Annotated in this window: 25 protein-coding genes; 5 read left to right on the plus strand and 20 right to left on the minus strand. The window is 66.7% G+C overall.

The window, feature by feature from the left end; all coding sequences use genetic code 11:
• Positions 1–28: 28 nt before the first annotated feature.
• The 12 genes from U7114_RS13200 to truB all read right to left on the minus strand — a co-directional run bounded on the left by U7114_RS13200 (position 29) and on the right by truB (position 11,723).
• Positions 29–541 carry a DUF1579 domain-containing protein gene (locus tag U7114_RS13200; RefSeq protein ID WP_323057605.1) on the minus strand — a complete coding sequence of 171 codons (513 nt, stop codon included), beginning with the start codon at positions 539–541 and terminating at the stop codon, positions 29–31.
• Between the two features lie 63 nt (positions 542–604).
• Complete coding sequence (locus tag U7114_RS13205; RefSeq protein WP_157238590.1) at positions 605–1,948, minus strand: M16 family metallopeptidase; 1,344 nt, start codon at positions 1,946–1,948, stop codon at positions 605–607.
• Between the two features lie 125 nt (positions 1,949–2,073).
• Positions 2,074–4,332, minus strand: a complete 2,259-nt coding sequence (locus U7114_RS13210) for a polyribonucleotide nucleotidyltransferase (protein WP_157242566.1) — start codon at positions 4,330–4,332, stop codon at positions 2,074–2,076.
• Positions 4,333–4,575: 243 nt separating this feature from the next.
• Positions 4,576–4,845 (minus strand): 30S ribosomal protein S15, encoded by a 270-nt coding sequence (gene rpsO / locus U7114_RS13215; RefSeq protein ID WP_321215859.1) that lies wholly within the window; start codon positions 4,843–4,845, stop codon positions 4,576–4,578.
• 181 nt (positions 4,846–5,026) lie between these two features.
• Complete coding sequence (locus U7114_RS13220) at positions 5,027–6,286, minus strand: kynureninase (protein ID WP_323057606.1); 1,260 nt, start codon at positions 6,284–6,286, stop codon at positions 5,027–5,029.
• A complete protein-coding gene (gene kynA, locus U7114_RS13225; RefSeq protein WP_323057607.1) occupies positions 6,283–7,137 on the minus strand; it encodes a tryptophan 2,3-dioxygenase in 855 nt (284 codons plus the stop codon). Before kynA ends, U7114_RS13220 begins: the two co-directional genes overlap by 4 nt.
• A 26-nt stretch (positions 7,138–7,163) precedes the next feature.
• Positions 7,164–8,147, minus strand: a complete 984-nt coding sequence (locus U7114_RS13230; RefSeq protein ID WP_157238593.1) for a bifunctional riboflavin kinase/FAD synthetase — start codon at positions 8,145–8,147, stop codon at positions 7,164–7,166.
• A 134-nt stretch (positions 8,148–8,281) separates the two neighbouring features.
• On the minus strand, positions 8,282–8,653 hold the full coding sequence (locus tag U7114_RS13235; RefSeq protein ID WP_323057608.1) for a winged helix-turn-helix domain-containing protein: 372 nt from the start codon (positions 8,651–8,653) through the stop codon (positions 8,282–8,284).
• A gap of 21 nt (positions 8,654–8,674) precedes the next feature.
• Positions 8,675–9,706 (minus strand): TerC family protein, encoded by a 1,032-nt coding sequence (locus U7114_RS13240; protein WP_323057609.1) that lies wholly within the window; start codon positions 9,704–9,706, stop codon positions 8,675–8,677.
• 235 nt (positions 9,707–9,941) lie between these two features.
• Positions 9,942–10,409 carry a hypothetical protein gene (locus U7114_RS13245; protein ID WP_321215855.1) on the minus strand — a complete coding sequence of 156 codons (468 nt, stop codon included), beginning with the start codon at positions 10,407–10,409 and terminating at the stop codon, positions 9,942–9,944.
• 19 nt (positions 10,410–10,428) lie between these two features.
• Positions 10,429–10,782, minus strand: coding sequence for a hypothetical protein (locus U7114_RS13250; protein ID WP_321215854.1), 354 nt, complete (start codon positions 10,780–10,782; stop codon positions 10,429–10,431).
• 2 nt (positions 10,783–10,784) lie between these two features.
• On the minus strand, positions 10,785–11,723 hold the full coding sequence (truB, locus tag U7114_RS13255) for a tRNA pseudouridine(55) synthase TruB (RefSeq protein WP_323057610.1): 939 nt from the start codon (positions 11,721–11,723) through the stop codon (positions 10,785–10,787).
• 88 nt (positions 11,724–11,811) lie between these two features.
• Here truB and U7114_RS13260 point away from each other — a divergent pair, with 88 nt between their 5' ends.
• Complete coding sequence (locus U7114_RS13260) at positions 11,812–12,969, plus strand: pyridoxal phosphate-dependent aminotransferase (RefSeq protein ID WP_323057611.1); 1,158 nt, start codon at positions 11,812–11,814, stop codon at positions 12,967–12,969.
• A 14-nt stretch (positions 12,970–12,983) separates the two neighbouring features.
• Here the strand turns inward: U7114_RS13260 and trxA are convergent, their stop codons facing one another.
• Positions 12,984–13,421 (minus strand): thioredoxin, encoded by a 438-nt coding sequence (gene trxA / locus U7114_RS13265; protein WP_157238598.1) that lies wholly within the window; start codon positions 13,419–13,421, stop codon positions 12,984–12,986.
• Between the two features lie 2 nt (positions 13,422–13,423).
• Positions 13,424–13,909: a nucleoside deaminase gene (locus U7114_RS13270; RefSeq protein WP_321215852.1), complete on the minus strand. Its 486-nt coding sequence runs from the start codon at positions 13,907–13,909 to the stop codon at positions 13,424–13,426.
• A 180-nt stretch (positions 13,910–14,089) separates the two neighbouring features.
• Here U7114_RS13270 and U7114_RS13275 point away from each other — a divergent pair, with 180 nt between their 5' ends.
• Entirely contained in the window at positions 14,090–15,223 is a 1,134-nt protein-coding gene (locus U7114_RS13275) for a ScyD/ScyE family protein (protein WP_323057612.1), read from the plus strand.
• 77 nt (positions 15,224–15,300) lie between these two features.
• On the opposite strand, the gene rbfA is transcribed toward U7114_RS13275, so the two are convergent.
• The 5 genes from rbfA to rimP form a co-directional block, all read right to left on the minus strand.
• Complete coding sequence (rbfA, locus tag U7114_RS13280) at positions 15,301–15,810, minus strand: 30S ribosome-binding factor RbfA (protein WP_157238601.1); 510 nt, start codon at positions 15,808–15,810, stop codon at positions 15,301–15,303.
• Positions 15,811–16,157: 347 nt separating this feature from the next.
• Positions 16,158–19,073 carry a translation initiation factor IF-2 gene (gene infB, locus U7114_RS13285; protein WP_323057613.1) on the minus strand — a complete coding sequence of 972 codons (2,916 nt, stop codon included), beginning with the start codon at positions 19,071–19,073 and terminating at the stop codon, positions 16,158–16,160.
• A gap of 152 nt (positions 19,074–19,225) precedes the next feature.
• The gene (locus tag U7114_RS13290; RefSeq protein ID WP_321215849.1) at positions 19,226–19,582 is read right to left on the minus strand and encodes a YlxR family protein; all 357 of its coding nucleotides are present in this window, start codon (positions 19,580–19,582) and stop codon (positions 19,226–19,228) included.
• Between the two features lie 164 nt (positions 19,583–19,746).
• On the minus strand, positions 19,747–20,727 hold the full coding sequence (gene nusA / locus U7114_RS13295) for a transcription termination factor NusA (RefSeq protein ID WP_104997387.1): 981 nt from the start codon (positions 20,725–20,727) through the stop codon (positions 19,747–19,749).
• Positions 20,727–21,341: a ribosome maturation factor RimP gene (rimP, locus tag U7114_RS13300; RefSeq protein ID WP_321215848.1), complete on the minus strand. Its 615-nt coding sequence runs from the start codon at positions 21,339–21,341 to the stop codon at positions 20,727–20,729. The genes nusA and rimP overlap by 1 nt, the downstream gene beginning before the upstream one ends.
• A 134-nt stretch (positions 21,342–21,475) precedes the next feature.
• Between rimP and U7114_RS13305 the strand changes: the two genes are divergently transcribed.
• The 3 genes from U7114_RS13305 (at position 21,476) to U7114_RS13315 (ending at position 24,593) form a co-directional block, all read left to right on the plus strand.
• Positions 21,476–22,597: a DUF4439 domain-containing protein gene (locus U7114_RS13305; protein WP_323057614.1), complete on the plus strand. Its 1,122-nt coding sequence runs from the start codon at positions 21,476–21,478 to the stop codon at positions 22,595–22,597.
• Between the two features lie 135 nt (positions 22,598–22,732).
• A complete protein-coding gene (locus U7114_RS13310; protein ID WP_323057615.1) occupies positions 22,733–23,500 on the plus strand; it encodes a VIT family protein in 768 nt (255 codons plus the stop codon).
• Positions 23,501–23,549: 49 nt separating this feature from the next.
• Positions 23,550–24,593 (plus strand): aminoglycoside phosphotransferase family protein, encoded by a 1,044-nt coding sequence (locus tag U7114_RS13315; protein WP_323057616.1) that lies wholly within the window; start codon positions 23,550–23,552, stop codon positions 24,591–24,593.
• Positions 24,594–24,610: 17 nt separating this feature from the next.
• On the opposite strand, the gene U7114_RS13320 is transcribed toward U7114_RS13315, so the two are convergent.
• Positions 24,611–26,002, minus strand: a complete 1,392-nt coding sequence (locus U7114_RS13320) for a pyridoxal phosphate-dependent decarboxylase family protein (protein WP_323057617.1) — start codon at positions 26,000–26,002, stop codon at positions 24,611–24,613.
• Positions 26,003–26,009: the final 7 nt, after the last annotated feature.

Genomic DNA, 26,009 nt, shown 5'->3' on the forward strand with positions numbered 1-26,009 from the left:
TCATTTTGGTGTGCTTCGTCTGACCGCGTCAGCTCCGCTGGAACGACGACGTCATGAAGGGAACATAGGCCGGGCCGGTCCCGTCGTCCCCGCCGGACCCGTCCGTTGTGGTGCTTGTGGTCTTGCCGCCACGGGTTCGTAGCTCCGTGATGTGGGTGAGTACGTTGCCGTCGACGCGCAACGTATGGCGGGTCCACCCGGCACCGCCCCGGCGTTCCACCCTAAGGGCGCCGTCATGCCACGTGCAGCGGGCGGCGGCTGCAGGTGCCGGGCCCGCATTATCCACGTAGTACCAAAAAACATCCTGGTGATCCGGGTCGACAGTGAAGATCCCGTGGCCTTCGGAATGCGTCCCGTCCGGTTCCAGGTGGCGGTAGCTCTGGACGACGGCAGATCCGCCAGCCACCGGGGTGTAGGTCACCTCGGCGTCGACGGTCCGTTCGGGCCCCCAGGGACCGGCGGCGAACCGGGTACTCCCCCGCCAGCGGCCCAGGAAAGCGGCCAGAGCTCCCGGCGCACGGCTGGGAGGGGTCCGTTCCACTGTCCCCTCACCTCCAGAGCCAAGTCCTGCCGTTTGCGAGCTAAGTCCTGCCGTTCCGACGCGTCAGAGTCCGAACGTTTCCGTCTCCTCGAATGGTCCGACGACGGTCACAGTCCTGGGAGCGGCAGCGAGTTCGGCCGCCAATTCCTGGACCTGTTCGGTGGTGACAGCTTTGATCAGGCGCAGGGTTTCGTCAATGTCCTGGTACTCGCCGGACACAAGCTCGGCCCGGCCCAGCCGGGACATCCGCGAACCGGTGTCCTCCAGGGCCAACACGATCCCGCCGCCCAGCTGGCCTACCGCCTTGCGGAGTTCGTCCTCGGCGATGCCGTGCTCAGCCAGCTTGTCCAGCTCAACAGCGAGCAGGTCCAGCACCTGCCGTACCTTGGACGGCGTGCAGCCGGCGTACATGCCGAAGTAGCCGGCATCGGCATAGGAGGACGCGAAGGAGTACGTGGAGTACACCAGGCCGCGCTTCTCGCGGATCTCCTGGAACAGGCGTGAGGACATGCCCCCGCCCAGCACGGCATTGAGGACGCTCATGACGTAGCGCCTTTCGTCCGTGGCCACGATCGTGGGGCAACCCATGATGATGTTCGCTTGCTCCACGGCGCGCTTGACGACGTGGAGCCCTGCGGTCCCGGTGATGAGGGCACGTTCGGTGGACCGGCGTTCCACCGGCGCCGCATCGGACTCAAGTGACCAGCCGGCAGACTCAAGCGCATCCACCACAAGGCCGCAGACGACGTCGTGCTCCAGGCCGCCGGCTGCGGTAATCACCAGTTCGTCCGGCCGGTAATAGCGCTGGTAGTGCTCCCACACAGAATCACGGGCCACCGCCTTGATGGCATCCGGTGTGCCGCCAATGGGGCGTCCCAGCGGATGGCTGCCCAGGACGGCTGAGACAAAGTGTTCGTGGGCGACGTCCGTGGGGTCGTCGCTGTCCATGGCGATTTCCTCAAGGATGACATCGCGTTCCTGCTCCATCTCGGCAGGATCGATGACGGCGCCTGTGATCATGTCCGCAATGACGTCGATGGCCATCGGCAGGTCGGAGTCCAGGACCCGTGCGAAGTAGCACGTGCTTTCCTTCGCCGTGGCCGCGTTCGACTCGCCGCCCACCTCGTCAAATGCAGAGGCGATCTCCAGCGCAGTCCGGCGCTTGGTTCCCTTGAACAGGAGGTGCTCGAGGAAATGCGTTGAGCCGTGCTGGCCCGGGGCCTCATCGCGGGAACCGACCCCCACCCAAAATCCGATGGTGGCCGACCGCTGCCCGGGCATCGCCTCGGTCAGTACCCGCACTCCGCCGGGCAGCACCGAACGCCGCACTTCGGAGCCGCCGTCGGCCCCGTGGACCAGGGTATCGCCGCGGTGGTTCTGCTCAAGCGGCAGGGGTACAACAGTCATTGAGGCCTTTCAAGAGGGGCAGCCGGGATCTGGCTGCCATCGTAACAGCGGCGGGGGGGGGGGGGGGGCCCACCCCCCCCCCCCCCCGCCTCTTCATGCTGCGGGCGAGCCCGCTGTGCGGTGTGCTAGACCTCTGCGCCTTCAGCGGGCTCCGTGGCGTGAACGCGCTCGGTCTCCCCGGCGCCTTCCTCTTCAGCCACTACCGGAGACAGCGACAGCTTTCCGCGGTCATCGATCTTGGTGATTTCCACCTGGACCTTCTGGCCCACCGAGACAACGTCTTCGACGTTGTCCACGCGCTTGCCGCCTGCGATCTTGCGCAGCTCGGAGATGTGCAGGAGGCCGTCCTTGCCCGGGGTCAGCGAAACGAAGGCACCGAAGGTGGTGGTCTTGACGACCGTACCCAGGTAGCGCTCGCCGATTTCCGGGACCTGCGGGTTGGCAATGGCGTTGATGGCGGAACGCGCTGCTTCTGCCGACGGGCCGTTGGTGGCGCCAATGTAGACCGTGCCGTCGTCCTCGATGGAGATGTCGGCGCCGGTGTCTTCCTGGATCTGGTTGATCATCTTGCCCTTGGGGCCGATGACCTCGCCGATCTTGTCCACGGGGATCTTCACGGCGATGACGCGCGGTGCGAACTCGGAGAGCTCGTCCGGGGTGTCGATGGCCGAGTTGATGACCTCGAGGATGTGCAGGCGTGCCTCGCGGGCCTGCTTCAGGGCTGCTGCCAGCACGGAAGCGGGGATGCCGTCGAGCTTGGTGTCAAGCTGGATGGCGGTAACGAACTCGGAGGTACCGGCAACCTTGAAGTCCATGTCGCCGAAGGCATCTTCGGCACCAAGGATGTCGGTCAGCGCAGCGTAGCGGGTCTGGCCGTCCACCTGGTCGGAGACCAGGCCCATGGCGATGCCGGCGACGGCGGCCTTCAGGGGCACACCTGCGTTCAGCATCGAGAGGGTGGAGGCGCAAACGGAGCCCATCGACGTCGAACCGTTGGAACCGAGGGCTTCGGATACCTGGCGGATGGCGTACGGGAACTCCTCGCGGGACGGCAGGACCGGCACGAGCGCGCGCTCAGCCAGGGCACCGTGGCCGATTTCGCGGCGCTTCGGCGAACCGACGCGGCCGGTCTCGCCGGTGGAGTACGGCGGGAAGTTGTAGTTGTGCATGTAGCGCTTGGTCTTCACCGGAGACAGCGAGTCGATCTGCTGTTCCATCTTCAGCATGTTCAGCGTGGTGACGCCCATGATCTGGGTTTCACCACGTTCGAAGATGGCCGAACCGTGAACGCGCGGCAGGACCTCGACCTCGGCGGTGAGCTGGCGGATGTCCGTGAGGCCACGCCCGTCAATGCGGATCTGGTCCTTCAGGATGCGCTGGCGCACAACGTGCTTCGTGACCGAGCGGAACGCTGCGGACAGCTCCTTCTCGCGGCCTTCGAACTGGCCGGCGAGGGAGGCGGTGACCTCGTCCTTCAGGGCGTCCGAAGCGTTGTCGCGCTCCTGCTTGTCCGCGATCTGGAAGACAGCGGCGAGCTTCTCAGCGGCAGCGGCCTCGACGGCGGCGTAAACATCGTCCTCGTAGTCCAGGAAGACCGGGAATTCAACGGTCGGCTTGGCAGCGCGGGCGGCGAGGTCGGCCTGGGCTTCGCACAGTGCCTTGATGAACGGCTTGGCAGCCTCGAGGCCCTCGGAGACAACCTCTTCGGTGGGGGCGGTGGCGCCCTGTTCCTTGATGAGGTTCCAGGAGTTGTCGGTGGCTTCGGCTTCGACCATCATGATGGCGACGTCGTCACCGGCAATGCGGCCGGCAACCACCATGTTGAAGACGGAGTGCTCCAGCTGGGAGTGCTTGGGGAAAGCCACCCACTGTGAACCGTTTTCGTCAGCAACCAGGGCAACGCGGACGCCGCCGATGGGGCCGGAGAACGGCAGGCCGGACAGCTGCGTGGACATGGAGGAGGCATTGATGGCCACCACGTCGTAGAGCTCGTCCGGGTTGATCGCCAGGACGGTGACCACGATCTGGACCTCGTTCCGCAGGCCCTTGATGAAGGCGGGGCGCAGCGGGCGGTCCATCAGGCGGCAGGCCAGGATGGCTTCGGTGGACGGGCGTCCTTCACGGCGGAAGAACGAGCCCGGGATGCGGCCGGCAGCGTACATGCGCTCTTCGACGTCGACCGTCAGCGGGAAGAAGTCAAAGCCTTCACGCGGGTGCTTGCCTGCAGTGGTGGCGGACAGCAGTGCAGTGTCATCGTCGATGTACACCATGGCTGCGCCGGCTGCCTGCTTGGCAAGGCGCCCGGTTTCAAAGCGGATTACGCGCTTGCCGAAACGGCCATTGTCAATGACTGCTTCCGAGAACTGGATTTCGGGACCCTCCAAGAGAGTCACCTCCGTTTCTGTTTTACGGAAGTCCAGCCGCATCAACCCAGCCAGCATCTGTCTACTGGCCCTGCACCCGGTCATCGATCGAGACCCACGGGCCGCCGGCTTCAGTCAACGAAGCCGTTCCCGGGGATCACTACCGAGGACCGCGAATGCGTGATGCGGTTGATCCTCCTGTTTAGTTTTTCTTTTGAAGAAGGCGGCCCGTTCCATGCTGGAATGGGCCGCCCCTAAGTCCGACTAGCGGCGCAGGCCGAGGCGCTCGATGAGCGAACGGTAGCGGGCGATGTCAGTCTTCTTGAGGTAGCCCAGCATGCGCTTGCGACGACCAACCATGGCCAGCAGACCGCGCTGGGTGTGGTAATCGTGCTTGTGCTCCTTCATGTGCTCAGTCAGATCCTTGATCCGCTGGGTCAGGACGGCAACCTGGACCTCCGGCGAACCGGTGTCGCCTTCGCCGGTTGCGTATTCCTTGATGATGGACTGCTTTACAGCGGCGTCAAGTGCCACAATAACTCCTAGGGATGTGCCGTGAGGGCCCAGGTCAGTAACTCACTGCCGGGTCTGCCGCCGCAGCCGTTGCCGGAAAACCGGGGCGGGCCGTACGCAACAGGAACCAGCCGCCACGGACTGCAGCTGGATCCATCGTCCAGTTTACCGGCCACTGCCTAATGTTGTCGAAACAGCCCCGTTATCCCTGCAGGCAGTCCCGCATAGCCGCCATGCCCCGCAGAACCTCCTGGTAGCTGGTGCTCAGCGGCGAAAGGCCCACGCGGATACCGCGCGGAGCGCGGAAGTCCGGGATCACGTCCCGGTCCCACAGCGCCTGTACTGTCGCCTTGGTGAAATCCGGATGGTCGATGGTGATGTGGCTGCCGCGCTCTGCCGGATTCCGCGGTGAGGCAAGTTCAGCGCCCAGCGGCGCGAGCCAGGCATCAAAGACCTCGACGGCGAAGGCCGTGAGCTTCTCCGCCTTGGCCCGGATGGCGGCCATGGACGCTTCTTCAATGACATCGAGGGTGCCCTGCATGGCCAGCATCCCGAAGATCGCCGGCGTTCCGCTGAGGAACCCGCGGATTCCGGCTGCCGGCTCATAGCCGGCAGCCATTTCGAACGCGTCCTTGCGACCCATCCATCCCCAGATCGGCTGGTTGAGCGACGCCAGGTGGCGCTGGTTCACGTACGCGAAGGCCGGTGACCCCGGTCCGCCGTTGAGGTATTTGTAGGTGCAGCCGGCGGCGAAGTCGGCGCCGGCACTGTCCAGGGCGATCTCCACTGACCCCGCGGAGTGGCACAGGTCCCACACAACCAGCGCGCCGGCGTCGTGCACTGCGGCCGTGATGGCCGGGAGGTCCGCCAGGTGGCCCGAGCGGTAGGCGATCTGGCTCAGGAGTACGACGGCGGTACGCGGCCCGGTTGCCTGGCGCACCTGTTCAACGGTCACCCCGGCGGCCGGATCCGCCTGGATCCAGCGCAGGGTAAGTCCCTCCTCCAGTGCAATGCCCTCGACGAGGTACCGGTCCGTGGGGAAGTTCTCTGTGTCAAGGACCAGCTCGTTGCGGTCCGGATCGGCAACCGCTGCGAGGGCGGCACGGATCAGCTTGTAGAGCACCACGGTGGTGGAGTCGGCGATGATGGTCTGGCCCGGCGCGGCGCCGAGGACTGCCCGTCCGAGCTGGTCGCCGATGGACTGCGGCAGGCCCAGCCACTGCTCGTCCCAGCCGCGGATCAGCCGCCCTCCCCAGTCGTCGCGGATGAAGGTTGCGATGTCCTCCGCGGTCCGCTTCAGCGGCCGGCCCAGTGAGTTTCCATCGAGGTAGGACACGGCCGTGTCGGTGCCGATGAAGTGCTCGCGGTAGTGCCCCAGCGGATCCTCCCGGTCGAGTTCCGCGGCCCGTTGCTGCAACTGCTCCGCAGCCGGCGCAGTTGCATTCTCCTGGTGGATGCTCATTGTCCGATCTCCGTCCTGACAGCGAAAAGTTCCGGGAAGAAGGTCAGTTCGAGGGCCTTCTGGAGGAACGCAGCACCGCTGGATCCGCCGGTCCCGGATTTCATGCCGATGGTCCTTTGAACGGTCCGCAGGTGCCGGAAGCGCCACAGCTGGAAGTTGTCTTCCAGGTCCACCAGTTCCTCGCAGGCCTCGTAAGCCCCCCAGTTGCCCGCCGCGTTCTCGTAGATGTGCTTGAACAGCGGCACCAGTTCCGGCGTGTACTCGTGCGCTTTGGTGACGTCCCGTTGCAGGACGGACGCCGGCACATCAAAACCCTGCCGGGAGAGGTAGGCGAGGAATTCGTCGTAGATGCTGGGAGCCGCCAGCAGTTCCTCAAGCATGGCGTGCGCCTCCGGGTCCGACTCGAACACCGGGAGCATCTTGCGGTTCTTGTTGCCCAGCACGAACTCCACTGCGCGGTACTGGCTCGACTGGAAGCCGGAGGAATTGCCGAGGAAGCCGCGGAATTGGGAGTACTCGGTAGGGGTGAGGGTGGCCAGGACGGACCACTGCTCGGTGAGGGTTTTCTGGATGTGCTTCACCCGGGCAATGCCTTTGAGCGCCGACCCCAGGTCGTCTGCCCGGAGCCAGGCGGCGGCGCTGCGCAGTTCATGGAGCACCAGTTTCAGCCACAGTTCCGTGGTCTGGTGCTGGATGATGAAGAGAAGTTCATCGTGGTGTTCGGGCTTGCTGACCGGCTGCTGCGCGCTCAGGAGGGTTGGGAGCTGCAGGTAGGACGCGTAGCTCATCCGCGAGCTGAAGTCGCGGACAATCCCCTTGTCCAGCTTCCGGGTGTTCTTCTCGACGGACACGGGTACTGCCTTTCGTTGGTGGCGGCCTAGCGCCTTGCCAGCAGCCCGTGTGCCTGGATGACGTCCAGGCGCATCTGCTCCACGAGTGCCTCCGGCCCACGGTAAGCCACCATGCCCCGGAGCCGGGCAACAAATTCCACAACTACTGTCTGGCCGTAGAGATCGAAGTCCTCCACGTCCTCCTTGGGCCGGTCGATCACGTGGGCCTCCACCTGGCGGCTGACGCCGTCGAACGTGGGGTTCGACCCTACGGAAATGGCCGCGGGCCACCGGGTACCGGCCTGGTCCACCAGCCAGCCGGCGTAGATGCCGTCGGCAGGGATCAGGCCGCTGGCGTTGCTGGCGAGGTTGGCGGTGGGAAAGCCAAGTGCGCGGCCGCGTGCGGCGCCGTGGACAACCTCGCCGCGCATCCGGTGCGGACGCCCCAGGACAGCGGACGCCGTGGCGACGTCGCCTTCCTGCAGGGCCTCCCGCACCCAGGTGGAGGAGCAGCGGCGGTCCGTGCCGTCGTCGTCATGCAGGGGGTAGCCCTCAGAGCCGAACTCGCTGATCACCTGCACCTCAAACCCGAACTTCTGGCCGAGGGCCTTCATGGTGTCCAGGTCCCCCGAGTTGTTGCGTCCGAAGCGTACGTCGTGGCCGATGACCACATGGCCGGCGTGCAGGCAGTCCACCAGATACTGCTCCACGAACTCTTCAGGGGTGAGGCTGGCCAGGTCCAGCGAATACTTCATGACCAGGATGGCGTCCAGGCCCAGCTCCCCCAGCGCCTCGAGCTTGTCCTGCAGGCCCATGATCAGCTCGGGCGCGGACTCGGGACGGTGGACCAGGGCCGGGTGTGGATCGAAGGTGACCACAACAGCTTTGGACCTTGTGATCCGGGCCGTGCGGACCAGTTCGGAGAGCACCTGCTGGTGTCCCCGGTGCACTCCGTCAAAGTTTCCGATGGTGACAACAGATGGGCCGAAGTCCGCCGGGACCTCGGACGGATCGTTCCAGATGTAGACCATCACCCTCGCCTTAAACGCTTGCAAGTATCAATGTTCGGGCCGGTACCGGCCGCGGAACTCTCTAAGATTACCTGCATTCGCCTGGCCAACTTTGCCAAGCCGGGCGGGTGCCGGGAAAGCAGCGGGTTTGGCTGTTACGGTTCCGCCGGTGCCGCCGGAGCATCGCCCGGCGCAGCCGCTGTGAACAGGCGGATCAAGCCGTCCACTTCCTGCGCGGCAGTGGCGGGATGCCGGAAGTGCTGGTGGGGCCGGATGGTGTAGTGGGTCCTGCGCCCCACCCTTGTCCGCAGCAGATAGCCCGCACTTTCAAGGTCCTTGAGGATCTGCAGGGCGGCCCGGGTGGTGATGCCCACCCGCTCAGCGATGTCTGCAACCAGGATGTCCGGCTCCCGTGCCACGGACAGCAGGACATGCCCGTGGTTGGTGAGGAAGGTCCAGGCAGGCCGGGCAGGCCCGCCTGGACCCGGAGCCTCCTGACCGCTGTCGGCGGAACGTTCAGCTGTCATGGATGCTCCATCGTTTGGGGGTCACAGGTGGCTGGACCTGTTGGGCTGCCTGCGGCGCCACAGCGGTTCCAGGGCTTCCAGGTCCTCGGGGGCGGCGGATCCAAACGGTGCGCGCTCCGGTGCGGGCAGCGGACGGCGCTCCTGGCCCCGTGTTGCCCACAGGCTGGCTCCTACCGACACGGAGAGGATCGCGGCAATAACTGCCAGGGACACCGGAGTGGGGATGTAGTAGATATCGATCTTCAGGAACATCTTGATGCCCACCCAGATCAGGACGAGGGCCAGGCCGGTCTTCAGGTAGATGAACCGGTGGATAAGGTCCGCCAGGAGGAAGTACATGGCGCGAAGGCCCAGGATGGCGAAGGCATTCGCGGTGAACACCAGGAACACGTCATCGGTGACGGCGAAGATGGCAGGAATCGAATCGACGGCGAAGATGATGTCAGTCGCCTCGACGAGGACCAGGACCGCGAGCAGCGGAGTGGCCAGGAGCACGCCGCGGCGCCGGATCAGGAACCTCTGCCCGTGGAAGTCGTCCGTCATGGGCACGTGCCGTCGGAAGAACTTCAATGCCCGGGACTTCTCCGGATCCACGTGGTCGTTACGGTGCCGGATCATTCGGTAGCCGGTGATGAGCAGGAACGCGGCGAACAGGTAGAGCACCCACCCGGCGCTGGCGATGATGGCGGCGCCGGCCGCAATGAAGATGCCTCGGAACACCAGGGCACCGAGGACACCGAAGAACAGGACGCGGTGCTGGTACTCCCGCGGTACGGCGAAGTACGTGAAGATGATTGCCCAAATAAACACGTTGTCCACGGCGAGGGACTTTTCAATCAGGTAGCCGGCAAAGTACTGCTGGCCAAACTCCGCACCGTACAGCTGCCACACCAGGACACCGAAACCAACGCCAAAGGCCACCCAGACGGCGGACCACAGCGCCGCCTCCCGCACGCCGATCACGTGCGCCTTGCGGTGGGCAAAGAGGTCCGAGGCAAGCATCAGGACGATAAAGAGCAGGACAGCCAGCCAGCCCCACAGGGGAACATACATGAAGGAACCCACTTCCAGTCAGATAAACCAACCGGAGGTCTTTCCCGGCTCCCGCGGGAGCCTGCTTCACCGGGCCGCTCAGGGGCGGCCGGACTGACGACGAAGCATTCGGGGATACTCCCCTCCATACGAAATAGTGAAGCAGACTTCATGTGTCCGGACAAGGGTTCTTGACGAGGTTTCCGGACGAAGTTTCAGGCGCCTTTCGCGGCCGCGGCCTGGTGGAAAGCGTGCCTCAGGCAGCGGCCCGTGCACCCGGGCGCCGCCGGTACAGCCATACCAGGCCCAGGACGGGCAGCAGCAACGGAATGAAGGCGTAGCCCCGGCCGAACAGCGACCAGACCGTCTCGTGCGGGAACTGGACGGGGTCGAAGAGGCTCAGGGCGCCCACCACCAGCACGCCCACCAGTTCAACCAGCACCGCGGCAACCGAAACCTTGAACCAGGTGGTGCCGGCTTTGGCCAGCGACACGGTGGCCACCACGTACACGAGGGCCGCGAAGGCGGACAGCAGGTAAGCGAGCGGAGCCTCTGAGAACTTGGTGAGGATCTGGTAGCCGGCACGGGCGGACGCCGAGATGGCAAAGACGGCGTACACGGCGATGAGCAGCCGCCCCGGGCCGGTATTGCGGCTGTTGACGCCGGCTTGGCTGTTGCCCGGGGTGTGCCCTCCGGCGGCGCTTGTTGCCTGCTGGTCTTTCACGTTGTGTGCTTCTTCCACTTCAGTACCAGATCTGGTTCATGCGGGCCGCCATCACCAGTGCGGTGACGCCGACGGCGGCCAGGACAAAGTTACTCCATCTGGTCCGCTCCAGGATGGACCAGTAGACGGCAGCCGGCGGCAGGAGCATGGCCGTGACCAGGTACCCCCAGAATTCCCATGCCTCGCCGGCGATGGGTTCGCCGGCGATGACCCGGATGATCGAGCCCACCAGGTAGACCAGGAGGGAGACCTCCACCGCCGCCACGGACAGGATAGTGACGTCGTTCGGCGCCTTCTTGAGGATTCCTGCCGTGAGGCACACGCCCGTGGACAGGAGCCCGACCACCAGGATGATGTAGAAATAGGCGTCCACGCTCAGCCTTCACCGGGGGTGCGGGTTGCGGAGCTGCCGTTGCCCGGGGCAAACACCAGCACGGGCTTGGCGAAGCTGCCGGCATCGGCAAGCAGTGCCACCAGGCTCCCGTCCGGTGCGAAGGCGGCGGCCGGGTGGTCGGCGGTGGCCGCCGCGGGACTGCCCGGGGCGGCGCCGGCAGCGATCCTCCGGCCGAAGGAGATCTCGGTGGCTTCCTCCGCGGTCAGCTCACGGTTGGGCATCAGTGCCCGGGCAGCCTGCGACATTTCGAGGACGTTGAGTTCCTCGGCGAGCTGCTCGAGCGTGCGCGCCTGTTCCAGGGAGTACGGGCCCACATGGGTCCGGCGGAGCGCGGTCAGGTGCCCGCCCACTCCCAGCGCCTTGCCCAGGTCACGGGCGAGGGCGCGGATGTAGGTTCCGGAGGAGCACTCCACGGTGACGTCCAGGTCCACGACGTCCGCTTCCGGGTCCCGCCGGATGCCGTGCACCTCGAAGCGGTGGATGGTGACGGGGCGGGCGGCAAGCTTCACGTCTTCACCCGAGCGCACCCGGGCATAGGCGCGTTCACCGTTGACCTTGATGGCGCTGACACTGCTGGGCACCTGCTGGATGGCGCCTGTGAGCGCGGCGACGCCGTCGTGGATTGCCTGCTCACTGACCCCCGAAGTGCCTGCCGTGGCAGTAACTTCGCCTTCGGCGTCGTCCGTGACGGTGGTCTGGCCCAGCCGGATGGTGGCGGTGTAGGTCTTGGAGGTGCCCACGATGTAGGTGAGCAGCCGGGTGGCCTTGTTGATGCCCACCACCAGGACGCCCGTGGCCATGGGGTCGAGGGTTCCGGCGTGCCCTACTTTCCGGGTACCTGCGAGGCGCCGCATCCGGCCAACCACGTCATGGCTGGTCCATCCCTGCGGCTTGTCCACTATCACCAGTCCAGAAAGCACGCCTCCCAGTATATCGGCGCTGGTTGATGCCCCGGCGCACGCCCTGCAGCAATCTGCAACGGCCTGCACCGGCACTAGGATGGCAGGCATGCCTGAGCTTGCCGCCCATGTCCGCGACGTGCCCGTCAACCAGATCCGCGAGATCACCGAAGCCGCGTGGCGGACTCCCGGCGCCCTGGTGCTCAGCATCGGCGAACCCGGTTTTCCGCTCCCCCGGCACGTCCTGGATGCAGGCATGGCGTGCCTGGACAGGGACGAGACCAACTACACCCCTAACGCGGGCATCCCGGGGCTGCGCGAGGCGTTCGCGGCCCGGTTCCGGGAGCAGCAGGGCTGCGACATTGCCGCGGACCGGGTGTATGTGGTGGACGGAGCGCAGCAGGGCCTGCACTTTGCCATGAGCCTGATGCTCTCCACCGGTGACGAAATCCTGGTCCCCAACCCTGGCTATCCCACGTTTGCCATGACCAGCCGCCTGCTGAACGCTGTTCCGGTGGGTTATCCGTTGTACCCGGACCACGGCTTCCAGCCCAGGCCCGGCGATATCGAGGCGCTGGTGACCGGCCGGACACGGGTGCTGGTCCTGAACTCTCCTTCCAACCCGCTCGGCGCCGTGCTGGCTGAGGACCTCACCCGCGACCTGATGGACCTGGCCCGCCGGCACGATCTGTGGGTCATCTCTGATGAATGCTACGAGGCATTCACCTACGACGTGCCGCACATCAGCCCTGCCAGGTTCGACGGCGATACGCCGGAAGATGCCCGGGTCTTCACTTCGCTGACCCTGTCCAAGACGTACGGGCTCACCGGGCTGCGGATCGGGGCACTGATTTGCCCGCCCGGGATCAAGCAGGAGATGGACAACGTGATGGAGTCGATCGTCTCCTGCGTCGCGTCACCGTCCCAGTACGCCGCGCTCGCCGCCCTGACCGGACCGCAGGACTACGTCCAGCACGCGCACCGGCACTATCGGGCAAACCGGGACGCCGCATCCGCCGTCCTCGATGCCAAGGGAATCCCCTACCTGAAGGCACAGGGAGCCTTCTATTTGTGGGCGGATGTTTCCCACGCCAGCGGCGGGGACGTCCGCAGCTGGGTGCGCCGCTTCCTTGCGGATTCCGGCGTTGCCGTGGCGCCGGGGACTGCATTCGGTTCCATCGGCGAGGGCTGGGTCCGGGTTGCGCTGTGCGGAAAGCAGGATGACCTCGTAGAGGGCCTGAACCGGCTGCCCGGCCGTCACGGCTGAAGGGGCCGGTCCGGCTAGCTCCGGCTTCCGGACAGGGCCCGGTCCAGCCACGTCCGCAAAGCCTCCGCGGGAGCAGCCCCGGCCTGGCGCGCTGCCACCTTGCCGTCCACCAGGACCATCAGCGTGGGAATGGCCTGCACGTCGAACCTCCGGGACAGGCCCGGCGACTTGTCGACGTCCACCTTGACGAGCTTGATCCGGCCCGGCCGTTCCCTGGCCAGCTTGTCCAGCACGGGGCTGACCATCCGGCAGGGACCGCACCAGGCCGCCCAGAAGTCCACCAGCACCGGAACCGGCGATTGCTCGGCGACGGCGGAAAAGTCCGCGTCCCCCGCGTCCACAATCCAGGGCAGGTCAGCTTTGCAGTTGCCGCACCGCGGCCGGCCGGCCGCCTGCGCCGGGACCCGGTTGGTCTTGCCGCAGGCCGGGCAGGCAGTGAGCGCAGCTTCCATTCCTAATACTCCTTTTTGTCTTCAAACGCGCCCCACGCCTGGAACGGCGCGTCCGACGACGGGATGTCGCTTCGGGTGACGGGCAACAGTTCCGGCCGGGTCCCGTCGAAGTACTCGTAGAAGACGGCGTCGTCGAAACCGGCCGCGGCCGCGCCATGGCGGTCTGCGGCGAAATGGACGCGGTCGATCCGGGCCCAGAGCGCGGAGGCAAGGCAGAGCGGGCACGGTTCGCAGCTTGCATAGAGGACCGCTCCCTGCAGGTCATAGTTGGCTATCGCCGTTGCTGCCGCCCGAATGGCCACCACTTCGGCGTGGGCGGTGGGATCGTTGTCGCGGGTGACGCGATTAACGCCTTCGTGCACCCGCCCGTCCGCCGTCACAACAATCGCTCCGAACGGTCCGCCTCCTTCGCCGACGTTCCTGGTGGCCAGTTCCACGGCCTGCTCCAAGTACCTTGCGGTGTGGTCAGTGTCATTCGGCTCGGTCATAGCTTGATCCTAGCCAAGGGGTTGGCGTTAGGGGACGAAATAGGGGGCGGAATAGGGGGAAATCGCGGCGACAAACCGGCGGTCGGGGGCATACTCTGGCGGCCAGGGGTCCCTGAATCATTTCCTCCCGTGAGGCTTCATATCCCGGCCCACTTTTGGGCGCCAACCCCGGAGTACCCAATGACGAGAAGGCTAACCATCATCGCCTGCGTGGCGGCTGCAGCCGTCATCGCACCGGCAGCTCCGTCCTGGGCCCGCGACGAAGCCCAGGACCAGGACGTCCTGGCCGACGGCCTCGTTTCGCCCCTGCATCTGGCCGTGGGAACAAACAAGTCGGTCTACGTCACCCAGGACTTCGCGGGGACGCTGAGCCGCGTGGACCGTGACAGGACTGTCGATGCCGTTTACCAGGCTCCGGAAGGCTGGGGCGTGGCCGGGGTGGAAACACGTGGCGCCACGGCCTTCTTCCTTGAAGCCAAGGGGGCGGGCCAAGGTGTGCCGGCGGCGTTGGGCGGGTACCTGAAATCGATCCGCCCCGGAGGCGAGGCCGATACCATAGCGGACCTCGCTGAATACGAGCGGACCATCAACCCGGACGCCGGCCAGCATTACGGTTTCGCCTCCGGCACAAGCGGCCAGTGCCTTGAGGAAGCCGCCGGCATCCCGGATGCCCCGCCGCCCCAGTACACAGGCGCCCTGGATTCAAATCCGTACGCCACCTACGTGCAGGCCAACACGGCCTACGTGGCTGATGCCGGAGCGAACGCAATCCTCAAGGTCAACATCAGCTCGGGCGACATCACCACACTGGCGGTCCTGCCGCCGCGGCCCGCAGTGCTCACGGCGGAAGCTGCGGCCACGCTGGGGGCGCCTGGCTGCGCAGGGTTCGAGTACGCATTCGAGCCTGTTCCCACGGATGTGGAAATGGGTCCGGACGGCTGGCTGTACGTGTCGTCCCTGCCCGGCGGCCCGGAGGTCCCCTCGCTTGGTGACCGCGGCGCGATCTTCAAGGTCAATCCCTGGACCGGCCAGACGAAGCTCTGGGTCGACTACATCCTCAGCCCCACGGGCCTGGCAGTGGCGAATAACGGCGACGTGTACGTTGCATCGCTTTTCGGCAACCAGATCCTGAGGTTCATCGCATCGAAGGGACACCGTACCGAGTTCCTCGCAGTCGAATCACCGGCGGACGTCGAGATCCGCGGGGGCACGCTGTACGCCACGGTGAACGCATTGGCTGGACCCCCGCACGGTCCCGGCGGGGCGCCCGCGGGGCCGCCGGCCGGGAAGGTCATCGAGGCCGACCTCCGCTAGCGGGCGATAGAGATCTTCTGGGAAGCAGAAGGCCCGGACCGCACATAGCGGTCCGGGCCTTCTGCTGCGCTCAACGGTTACTTGTGGCCGTCTTCGTCGAGTTCCTCGTCGTCACCGAGGTCAAGGTCCTCTTCGTCGAAGTCGTCCTCGTCGATGTCCACATCAGCGGAAGCGTCACTCTTGTAGGGGTCGGCGTCGCCCGCGTGCTTTGCCTGGGCGGCAAGCGCGGCCACCTCGGCGTCACGCTTCTTGGCCTCCCGCAGCAGTTCCTCCAGGTTGGAGGCAACCACGGGAATCTGGTCGGCGACGAATTCGAGGCTGGGAGTCAGCCGGACGGTAATGTTCCGGCCAACCTCCTGCCGAAGCACCCCCTTGGCCTTCTCCAGTCCCTTGGCGGCGTCAGCCTGGACAGCCTGGTCGCCAAAGACGGTGTAATACACAGTGGCATGCTGCAGATCATTGGTCACCCGGGCATCAGTGACGGTAATGCCCTCCAGCCGAGGATCCTTAACCTTCCGGCCCAGGGCCTCAGCAACAACAACCTTAATCCGCTGCGCCAACTTGGCAGCACGTGCCGGATCAGCCATGAACAACTCCTAAAGAAAAAAATTTGGGACGTACGACGGCGCGAGGACAGTTCCGCTTTTGAGTTGCCTTCACTGCCGCGCGCCTTGGTAAGTCAGGGACGATGCCGGAGAGTTTTGGGGGCGCCCGGGAGTGGCATCGGGCCTACCGGAGCTGGGCGGCAGAGGATCGCAAGATCCTTGGCCGCCCTGCGTCGGGGCGGGGCGCCTCGGAGTTTTGGGGGCGCCCGGGAGTGGCATCGGGCCTACCGGAGCTGGGCGGCAGAGGATCGCAAGATCCTTTGCCGCCCAGCGTAGGGGCGGGGCGCCCCCAAAACTCGGAGGCTCCCGGCCGCTAGTGCGAAACCAGCCTAAACGCGCGGCTTCTCACGCATCTCGAAGGTTTCGATGATGTCACCTTCGTTGATGTCGTTGTACGACCCAAGGCCGATACCACACTCGAAGTCCGTGCGGACCTCGGTGGCGTCGTCCTTGAAGCGCTTGAGCGTCTCAACGGTGAGGTTGTCACCGATAATCTTGCCGTCGCGGCTGATGCGTGCCTTGCTGTTACGGCGGATGATGCCGGAGCGGACGATCGAGCCTGCAATGTTTCCGAACTTGGAGGAGCGGAAGACTTCGCGGACCTCGGCGGTACCCAGCTGGAATTCTTCGTATTCCGGCTTGAGCATGCCCTTGAGCGCCATCTCGATGTCATCAATTGCGGAGTAGATGACGGAGTAGAAGCGCATGTCCACGCCTTCGCGGTCTGCCAGTTCGGCAACGCGCTCGGCAGGCTTGACGTTGAAGCCGATGATGACGGCGCTGTCCACTGTTGCCAGGTTGACGTCGTTCTGCGTGATGGCACCAACACCGCGGTGGATGACGCGCAGCTGCACGCCTTCGCCGACGTCGATCTTGAGCAGGGCGTCTTCGAGGGCTTCCACGGCACCGGACACGTCACCCTTGAGGATGAGGTTGAGGGTGTCGATCTTGCCTTCGGCGACGGCCTGGTCGAAGTCTTCCAGGCTGATGCGCTTGCGGCGCTTGGCCAGTGCGGCGTTGCGGTCCGCGGCTTCGCGCTTCTCGGCGATCTGGCGGGCGGTGCGCTCGTCAGCGGTCACGAAGAAGGTGTCGCCTGCACGCGGGACGTTTGACAGACCCAGCACCTGGACGGGGCGGGACGGGCCGGCCTCGGTCAGGGCGCTGCCGTCGTCGTCGAACATTGCGCGGACGCGGCCGTGGGCCGTGCCTGCAACGATGGTGTCGCCGACGCGCAAGGTACCGGACTGCACCAGGACGGTGGCAACCGCACCGCGGCCCTTGTCCAGGTTGGCTTCGATCGCGATACCGCGGGCGTCCTTGTTCGGGTTGGCGCGCATGTCCAGGGCAGCGTCCGCGGTGAGCAGGACGGCCTCGAGCAGCTCGTCGATGTTGAGGTTCTGGCGGGCAGAGACCTCCACGAACATGGTGTCGCCACCGTACTCTTCCGGAACCAGGCCGTACTCGGTCAGCTGGCCGCGGACCTTCTCCGGGTTGGCGCCTTCCTTGTCGATCTTGTTCACGGCCACAACGATCGGCACGTTGGCCGCCTGTGCGTGGTTGAGGGCTTCAACGGTCTGCGGCATAACGCCGTCATCCGCTGCGACCACCAGGATGGCGATGTCGGTGACCTTCGCACCACGGGCACGCATGGCGGTGAACGCCTCGTGGCCCGGGGTATCGATGAAGGTGATCTTCCGGTCGTCGCCTTCATGGTTGTGCGTGACCTGGTAGGCACCGATGTGCTGGGTGATTCCACCGTGCTCGCCGGCCATGACGTCGGACTTGCGGATGGCATCGAGCAGGCGGGTTTTACCGTGGTCCACGTGGCCCATGACGGTGACAACCGGAGGACGGGCCTCAAGTTCTTCGTCGCCTTCGGCTTCGAGCTCGGCATCGAAGTCAATGTCGAACCCGGACAGCAGCTCGCGCTCCTCGTCTTCCGGAGACACAACCTGGAGCTTGTAGCCCAGCTCCTCGCCCAGCAGGGCAAAGGTCTCTTCATCCAGCGACTGCGTGGCCGTGGCCATTTCACCGAGGTGGAAGAGGACAGTCACCAGCGCGGCGGGGTTTGCCTCGATCTTGTCGGCGAAGTCCGTGATGGACGAGCCGCGGCGCAGCCGGATCACAGTGTTGCCGTCGCCGCGGGGTACGCTCACGCCACCCAGCGACGGGGCACTCATCTGCTCAAGTTCCTGGCGCTTTGCACGCTTCGACTTGCGCTGCTTGCCACGTCCGGCGCCGCCCTTGCCGAAGGCACCCTGGGTACCGCCGCGGCCGCGTCCGCCCTTGCCGAAGCCACCGCCGGCGGGAGCACCGCCGCCGCCACCGGGACCACCGGTTCCTGGAGCGCCGCCCGGGCGTCCGGGACCACGGCCGCCGGCACCGGGACGTCCCGCACCGGCCGGAGCCGGGCGCTCAGTACGGTTGGGCATCATGCCCGGGGTGGGACGGTTTCCACCGGCACCACTTGGCCGCGGTGCACCCGGACGGGGACCGCCTGCACCTGCTGCGGGACGGGGGCCACCTGCACCTGCCGCGGGGCGGGGGCCGCCCGGACGGGGACCGCCTGCACCTGCTGCGGGGCGCGGACCACCGGGACGGTCGCCGTCAGTACGGCTTCCACCCGGACGGGGCATGCCCTGGGAGGTGGCAAACGGGTTGTTGCCGGGACGGGGAGCACGCTCGCCGTCGCCGCCACGGCCGCGGGGCATGCCCTGGGACGTAGCGAAGGGGTTGTTGCCCGGACGGGGACCGCCGGGACGTGGTGCCGAGCTGCCCTGCCCTGAACCGCCGGAGCGGGTTGGTGCAGCAGGGGTTTCGGCTTTGGGTGCCGGCCGGGCGCCGGGCTTTGCCCCGGTGGTCGGAGCGGCCTGGGCAGGGGCGGCCGGGGCAGCCGGTGCGCTGGCAGCGGGTGCTGCCGGAGCAGCCGCCTGTGCCGGTGCTGCCGGAGCGGCGGGGGCCGGTGCCTGCGCCTGCGGAGCGGGAGCCTTGGGGGCGGCCGGTCCGGGAGCGGGGGTTGAGGGGCGTGCTTCTGCCGCCGGGGCGGGAGCCTTGGGGGCTGTTGCCGGAGCTGCTGCCTTGGGGGCGGCGTCCGGGAAGGCGTTGCGCAGCTTCCGCACAACGGGGGCCTCAATGGTGGAAGAGGCGGAGCGAACAAATTCGCCCAGTTCCTGCAGTTTTGTCACTGCATCTTTGGAAGTAATACCGAGCTCTTTTGCGAGCTCGTGTACGCGGACCTTGGCCACATTTCTCCTGTCTCGGTCCGCACCGAGCCAGGCACGAACCGTCTACTTCTTACTGCGGGCCCAAGCCGCGATTACTGCAGCAGGGCCCATTGCAGAGCGCAACAAAGTTGTCATCGTTACGCACTCATCGCTGGGAACTCATCGGGTTTCCATCAGATTTCTGACCCGCTTTCAGGTTGGACGGTTGGTGTTGCAGTTACCGGAGCGCCTGCAACGTACGCGCCTGACTTGATCCGGCGTTCGACGGCGGCGGTACCGGCCGCGCCCCCCAGGGCACGTCCGAATGCACGCCGCTTGATGGCCAGAGCCAGGCACGATTCGCTGGGATGCAGCCATGCACCCCGGCCAGCCATCCGGCGTCGTTCATCCACCAGGACAGCGGTTGATCCGCTGCCTTCGGCGACGAGCCGGAGTAACTCAGACCGCAGCCCCTTCTTTCGGCATCCGATGCAGGTACGCTCCGGCTGATTCCCGCTTGCTACTGGCACGGTCATCTTCCTGACGTTCATACTTGCTGGCCGCAGACGGCCCACTCCGCGGTAAGCGGAACGGGCACGCCCAAGGCGCACGACTGCCGGCCGTTAGGCGCGGTCTTTACTATTCTAGCCCCTCCCGGCCGTTCTGCCCGAAACTGCGGGGGCGTTTCCGGCGCGGGAGGACGGCGGGAGGCCGCCTAGTTGTCCCGGGCCTGGGCGGCGTCGGACACGATGTCAATCCGCCAGCCGGTGAGCTTGGCTGCCAGCCGCGCGTTCTGGCCCTCTTTGCCGATTGCCAGGGAGAGCTGGTAGTCCGGAACCACCACGCGGGCGGACCGGGTGGCCTCATCGGTGATGGTGACGGAATTCACTCGCGACGGCGACAGCGCGCTGGCAATGAAGGTAGCCGGATTCTCGCTGAAATCGACGATGTCGATCTTTTCGTCGTTGAGCTCGTTCATGACTGCGCGGACACGCGACCCCATCTCGCCGATGCAGGCACCCTTGGCGTTGATGCCGGGAACGTTTGCCTTGACCGCAATCTTGGTACGGTGGCCGGCTTCCCGGGCCAGTGCCACGATCTCGACGGAGCGGTCGGCGATCTCCGGCACTTCCAGTTCAAAGAGCTTGCGGACCAGGCCGGGGTGGGACCTGGACAGGGTGACGGACGGGCCCTTTGAACCACGGTGGACGTCAATGACCAACGCGCGCAGCCGGTTGCCGTGGATGTATTTCTCCCCGGGAACCTGCTCGGGCGGCGGCAGCAGCGCTTCGACGGAGCCCAGGTTGACCTGGATCATGTGGGGGTTGTTGCCCTGCTGGATGGTGCCGGACACCAGCTCGCCTTCGCGGCCCTTGAATTCGCCCAGCACGTTGTCGTCCTCAACGTCACGCAGGCGCTGCAGGATGATCTGGCGCGCGGTGCTGGCAGCGATCCGGCCGAACCCCTCAGGGGTGTGCTCGAACTCACCAATGGGGGCGCCGTCGTCGTCAATCTCCACAGCCCAGATGGTCACGTGGCCGCTCTTGCGGTCCAGTTCGGCACGGGCCTTTTCGAAAGCGCCGGGCGACTTGTGGTAGGCCACCAGGAGCGCTTGCTCAATGGTGGGGATCAGGAGGTCCAGCGGAATTTCACGCTCACGCTCCAGAAGTCTCAGTGCGCTCATGTCAATATCCATCAGGCCTCCTCAGAAGGTCCATTGTGTTCAGGTTCCAGACCGTCCTCAGAGAGGTGGCTGAATTCGATCTCGACTTTTCCGTTGCGGATCCTGTCGAAAGGAAGCTTGATGGGATCGCCCTGCTTGGGCTTCATGCCCTTTTTCACGGCGATCTCCGGGATGATCGTCACTCCCCCGTCATCCACTGACTGGATGCGGCCGGTGACGTTGTCCCCCTGGACAACATTGACCTTGACCATGCGGCCCTTCGCGCGGTGCCAGTGGCGCGGTTCGGTCAGGGGGCGCCCCACGCCGGGCGAGGAAACCTCGAGATCGTAGGGCCGGCCGTCGTCGGCGGGATCGTTGTCCAGGACGTCGGACAGGACTCTCGAGATGTCGGCAATGACATCAAGGCCGACGCCGCCGGATTCCTCCTGCGGCAGGTCCACGACGACGTGGACCACCCGGTGGGAACCCGCCAGGATGGCCACGTCCTCCAGGTACAGGCGGTTCGCCTGCACCGCTGGTTCAAGGAGCGCGCGGAGGCGGGCAGCTTCGGGGTTGTTTGCGGGTGCGGCATCAGCCTTACCCGTTCCGGTCAGGTCCGATGAAGCCGTGGCTTCTGAATTGCTCACGATGCCCGCCGCCTCCCTATAGATGATGTTGTGTGTACTAGCGTAGCTATTTTACCGGTCCGGCGGGACGGAGATTCCCAGCCGGCGTGACACCATGGTCTGTTGTGAAAGACGACAATCGGGAAAACCGCCCAGTGCTGCGCTATTTCCGGTACGCCGTTGTTTCGTTCACGGCCTTCCTTGTCCTCAGCCTCGGATTCGCCCTGATCCCCGCGGAACCGCCGCCGCCCGCGGATCCGCCGTTCTCCGAGCAGGCCAGGATGGCCGCGCTGGATGATGCGCTGGAGCTGCGGACTGCCGCCGGGCTGCTGTCTGCCGCGACCGCAGCCGGCGGCGCCCCGGATACTGCCGGAAAAACGGCCGCCGTGGACGCGGCTGTGACATTGCTGACGCTGCAGGCGCGCACCCTCCTTTCGCCGTCGGATTCCTCCCCTCTCCCCCAACCGGCGACGGCGCTTCCCACGACGCCGCTTCCCGGCCTTGCAGGGCTGGCTTCCGCGCTCTCGGCCAGCGGAGTGCAGCGCCTCGCTGACGCGGCAAAGGCCGACGGCGGGATGGCGCGGCTGCTGGCCGGCGCCGGCACCGCCCAGCTGCTTGCCGCCGAGGATGTGGCCGCGGCCGGCGGCATCGCTGTGGAAACACTGCCGCACGCAGCCGCAGGGACCCCCGCAGCCACCCCAACCTCGTCCCCCGCGGGATCCGCCTGCCCGTCACTTCCTCCGGCACCCGAGGGCCCTCCCACGCCCGCCGCGCCTGCATCTGCTGGACAGGAAGCAACCGGCGCAGGGACGCCTGCAGCTGCGGCCAGTGCGCTTTCAGCAGCCCTGGCCGCCGAACAGCAGAGCGTCTACGCCTACCAGGCGGCCCTCCCCCGCCTGGCGGCCAAGGACGCCGGCGCGGCGGGAGCGTTCCTCGCCGAGCATGAAGACCTTGCCGCCGAAGCGACGGCGCACACCCGGGCAGCATGCAGTGCCGCACAGGCGCAGCAGCCCGGCTACGTTCTGGACCCGGATTTCCTTGCCGCCCCGGCTGCCGGGCTTGCCCGCCTGGAGCTGGGGTCGCTGCCTGCCTTCGGGGACGTCATTGCCCTTGCCGACGGCGGCACGCGGGAGTGGGCCATCTCCGCCCTTCAGTCCGCGGCACGCCGGGCTGGCCATTGGGGCGGCGACCCGGGGCCGGTTCCCGGCGTCGTCCTCGACCAGGACCAGCTGCCGGACCTTCCCGCCAGTTCCGCCATTGCGCCGACAGGGCCATGAGCTCCGGGGGCGCGGCAGCACTTCTTCTCCCATCATTACGGCAGCCACCCCCACTCCGACGAACCCGCTGCAGGCGGCGTCTTTCCTGCCAGGGCAGGGTGGCCCCGGAAGACTTCTAATGGTTTGCTGAAGAGCATGGACGCATACGAACCGGCCGAACAGGGTGCAGCGGACGCCGGGAGCCCGGAACTTCGCCGCCATCTGGAGACTGAACCGCACGGCAACGACACCGCCCAGCGGCTGAACTGGCTGCGGGCGGGCGTCCTGGGCGCCAACGACGGCATCGTCTCGGTGGCGGCCATCGTGGTTGGCGTGGCAGGGGCCACCGCCGAGTCCGGTCCCATCCTCGCCGCGGGGGCCGCGGGACTGGTGGGCGGAGCGGTGTCCATGGCGCTGGGCGAGTACGTATCTGTGAGCAGCCAGAGCGACAGCCAAAAAGCCCTGATAGAGAAGGAACGCCAGGAGCTGGCCGAGCAACCGGAGGAGGAGTTGGCGGAACTCACCGCCATCTACCTTGCCAAGGGCCTCAGCCCCGAAACAGCCGGCAAGGTGGCCGAGGAACTCACGGCCCATGATGCCCTGGCCGCGCACCTCACCGCCGAGCTCAACATCGACGAGACAGACATCGTGAGCCCCTGGCACGCGGCCTTCGCTTCGGCCGTGGCCTTTATCATCGGCGCGGTCCTCCCGATGCTGGCAATCCTTCTTCCGCCGCCGGAAATCCGTGTTCCCTTGACCTTTGCTGCTGTCCTGGTGGCACTGGCCCTGACCGGAGCACTGGGCGCGTGGATCGGCGGCGGTTCCAAATCCAGGGCCGCGGTCCGGGTGGTGGTGGGCGGCGCCCTGGCCCTCGCCGCCACGTTCAGCATCGGCAGCCTGCTCGGCGCCACGGGCGTGGTGTAGGGCCTGCATCCCCCGGCGCAGCACTGCCGTTGCCCTTAGGCTGGGACTGATGAGCCAGCCAACGGTACTCCCCATCCCTCCGGACCTTGCCGCGCGCTACGGCGGCACCCCGGAAGGCCGGGCCTGGCTGGCTTCCTTGCCCGGCATCGCCGAAAGCCTGCTTGACCGGTGGCGCCTTACCTCCGGCCTTGGTCCCGGCGTCATGCCCTGGAACGGCCATGGTGCGATCGTCATTCCGGTGGTCCGGGAGGACGGCTCCCCCGCTGCCCTCAAGATCGCCTTCCCCCACGACGAAGCGCGGGCGGAGCGGCATGCGCTGGAACTGTGGAACGGGCGGGGCGCCGTCGCGCTGTTGGCGTCGGATGCAGGCACGTGTTCCATGCTCCTCGAAAGGCTCGACGCCGAGCGCCCGCTCAGCAACCTGCCAATGGCTGACGCCGCGGCCGTGTGGGGCGGGCTTGTGCGGCAGTTGAGCATTGTTCCGGACGACCGGCCGCAGTGGCGGGAATTCGAGCACATCGCCGCTCGTGCCGAACAGTGGAGCGACGACCTCCCCGCGGATTGGGAACAGCTCGGCCGCCCCTTTCCACGGTGGCTGCTGGAAGCGGCGCTTGAGGTGTGCCAGACGCGGGGCGCGGTGGGGCGCCGCTCGGGGCGGGACGTCCTGGTCCATACTGACCTGCACTACCTCAACATCCTGGCCAGGCCGGGCACGCGCGGAACAGGCGGAAAGCCGACGCCGGGCGGCTTCGCAGCCATTGACCCCCAGCCCATGATCGGTGAACCGGAATTCGGCGTGGCCCCGCTGTTGTGGAACCGCCTGCCGGACCTGCCGCTGAACCAGCCCGAAGCCGGCCTGCGGCAACGCTGCGCGGACTTCAGTGCCGCAGCCGGCCTGGACCCCGATGCGGCCCGGCAATGGGCCGTGGCCAGGGAAGTGGCCAACGCGCTGGGGTACGTCGGAAAGCCCGGCCATCGCGGCGACCTGGCGAGATCCCTCTGGGTTGCCAGCACCCTCGCCGGCCGCACCCTGGAGGGGCTGCCGCCGGCCCACGCGTTGCCGGAGCCCGGCCAGGCCCCGGGTCCAAGCTGACCGGGGACGTTCCCGGGTCAGCTGCCGCGCACGGCGGCCAGTGCGGAACGGATCGCATCCACGGCAGTGCCCGCCTCGTCCCCTTCGGTGCGCCAGTTGCTGACCGACACCCGGAGGATGTCCCGGTCCCGCCACCGTGAGCCGGACATCCATACCCTGCCGTCCCTGATGACGCGGGCCGTCACCGCCCGGGTGGTGGCGTCGTCGCCGAACGCCACGCAAACCTGGGTGTAGCCGACGTCGTTCAGCACTTCCACGCCGTCCAGCCCGGCCAGCCCCGCGGCGATTTCCGAGGCCGCGGCGGCCATTCCCTCCACCTGGGCTGCAACGCCGTCGGAGCCGAGGCTCTTCAGGGCTGCCCACACCGTCACGCCGCGCGCCCGCCGTGACAGCTCCGGGACCTTTTCGAAGGGATCGCCGGGACCTTCCGCGTCATGCACCAGGTAGCTGGCGTGCAGGCCCATGGCAGAGCGAAGGGCTGCAGCATCCCGGACAATTGCGATGCCGCAGTCGTAGGGAACGTTGAGGGTTTTGTGGGCATCCGTTCCCCAGGAGTCCGCATCCTCATAGCCACGGATCAGATGCCGCAGTTCGGGGGCTGCGGCGGCCCACAGGCCGAAGGCGCCATCCACATGGACCCAGGCTCCGTGTTTCCGGGCAACGCGGATGGCTTCGGGGAACGGGTCAAAAGCGCCTGAATGGACGTTCCCCGCCTGGAGGCAGACTAATGCGGGGCCTGAGCCTCCAGCCAGTGCTGCGTCCAGGGCTTCGGGGATCAACCGCCCCTGGCTGTCGGCGTCCACCACCGCGGGCTTGCCCAGGCCCAGGTAGCGCAGGCCAAGGTCCACGGTGTCATGCCGTTCCCGCCCCACCAGGCAGCGGACCCTCGGAGCGCCAAACAGCCCGTCACTGTCCAGGTCCCAGCCGGCGTCCGCAAGCAGCCGCCACCGTGCGGCCGCCATGCAGGTGAAATTCGCCATCGTGGCGCCGGTAACGAACCCGACGTCGGACTGTCCAGGAAGTCCCAGCAGTTCCAGGAGCCAACTGCCCGCGCCCTCCTCGACCGCCGCCATGGCAGGGGTGGCGTAGCGCAGTCCGGCGTTCTGGTCCCAGGCACTCACCAGCCAGTCGGAGGCAAGGGCGGCAGGTAACGTCCCGCCGATCACCCAGCCAAAGAACCGGCCGGAGGGCATGGCCATGAGCCCCGGTTCTGCCGTCTTTGCCAGCAGGTCCACCACTTTCTCAGCCGGCATCCCCTCACGCGGCAGCGGGCCGCCAAAGGCGCCGGTAAGGTCATGGGCGGCCGCCGCCGGTCCCACGGGCCTCTCGGGGAGGCTTCGCAGCCAGGCCGCGGCGTGGCCTGCCGCTGCCGCCAGGGCCCGGGCGTACTCGTCATAGCCATGTGACATATCTGCA

Origin of the sequence: Pseudarthrobacter sp. C1, assembly GCF_034720455.1 — a bacterium.
In the GTDB taxonomy this organism is placed as follows: domain Bacteria; phylum Actinomycetota; class Actinomycetes; order Actinomycetales; family Micrococcaceae; genus Arthrobacter.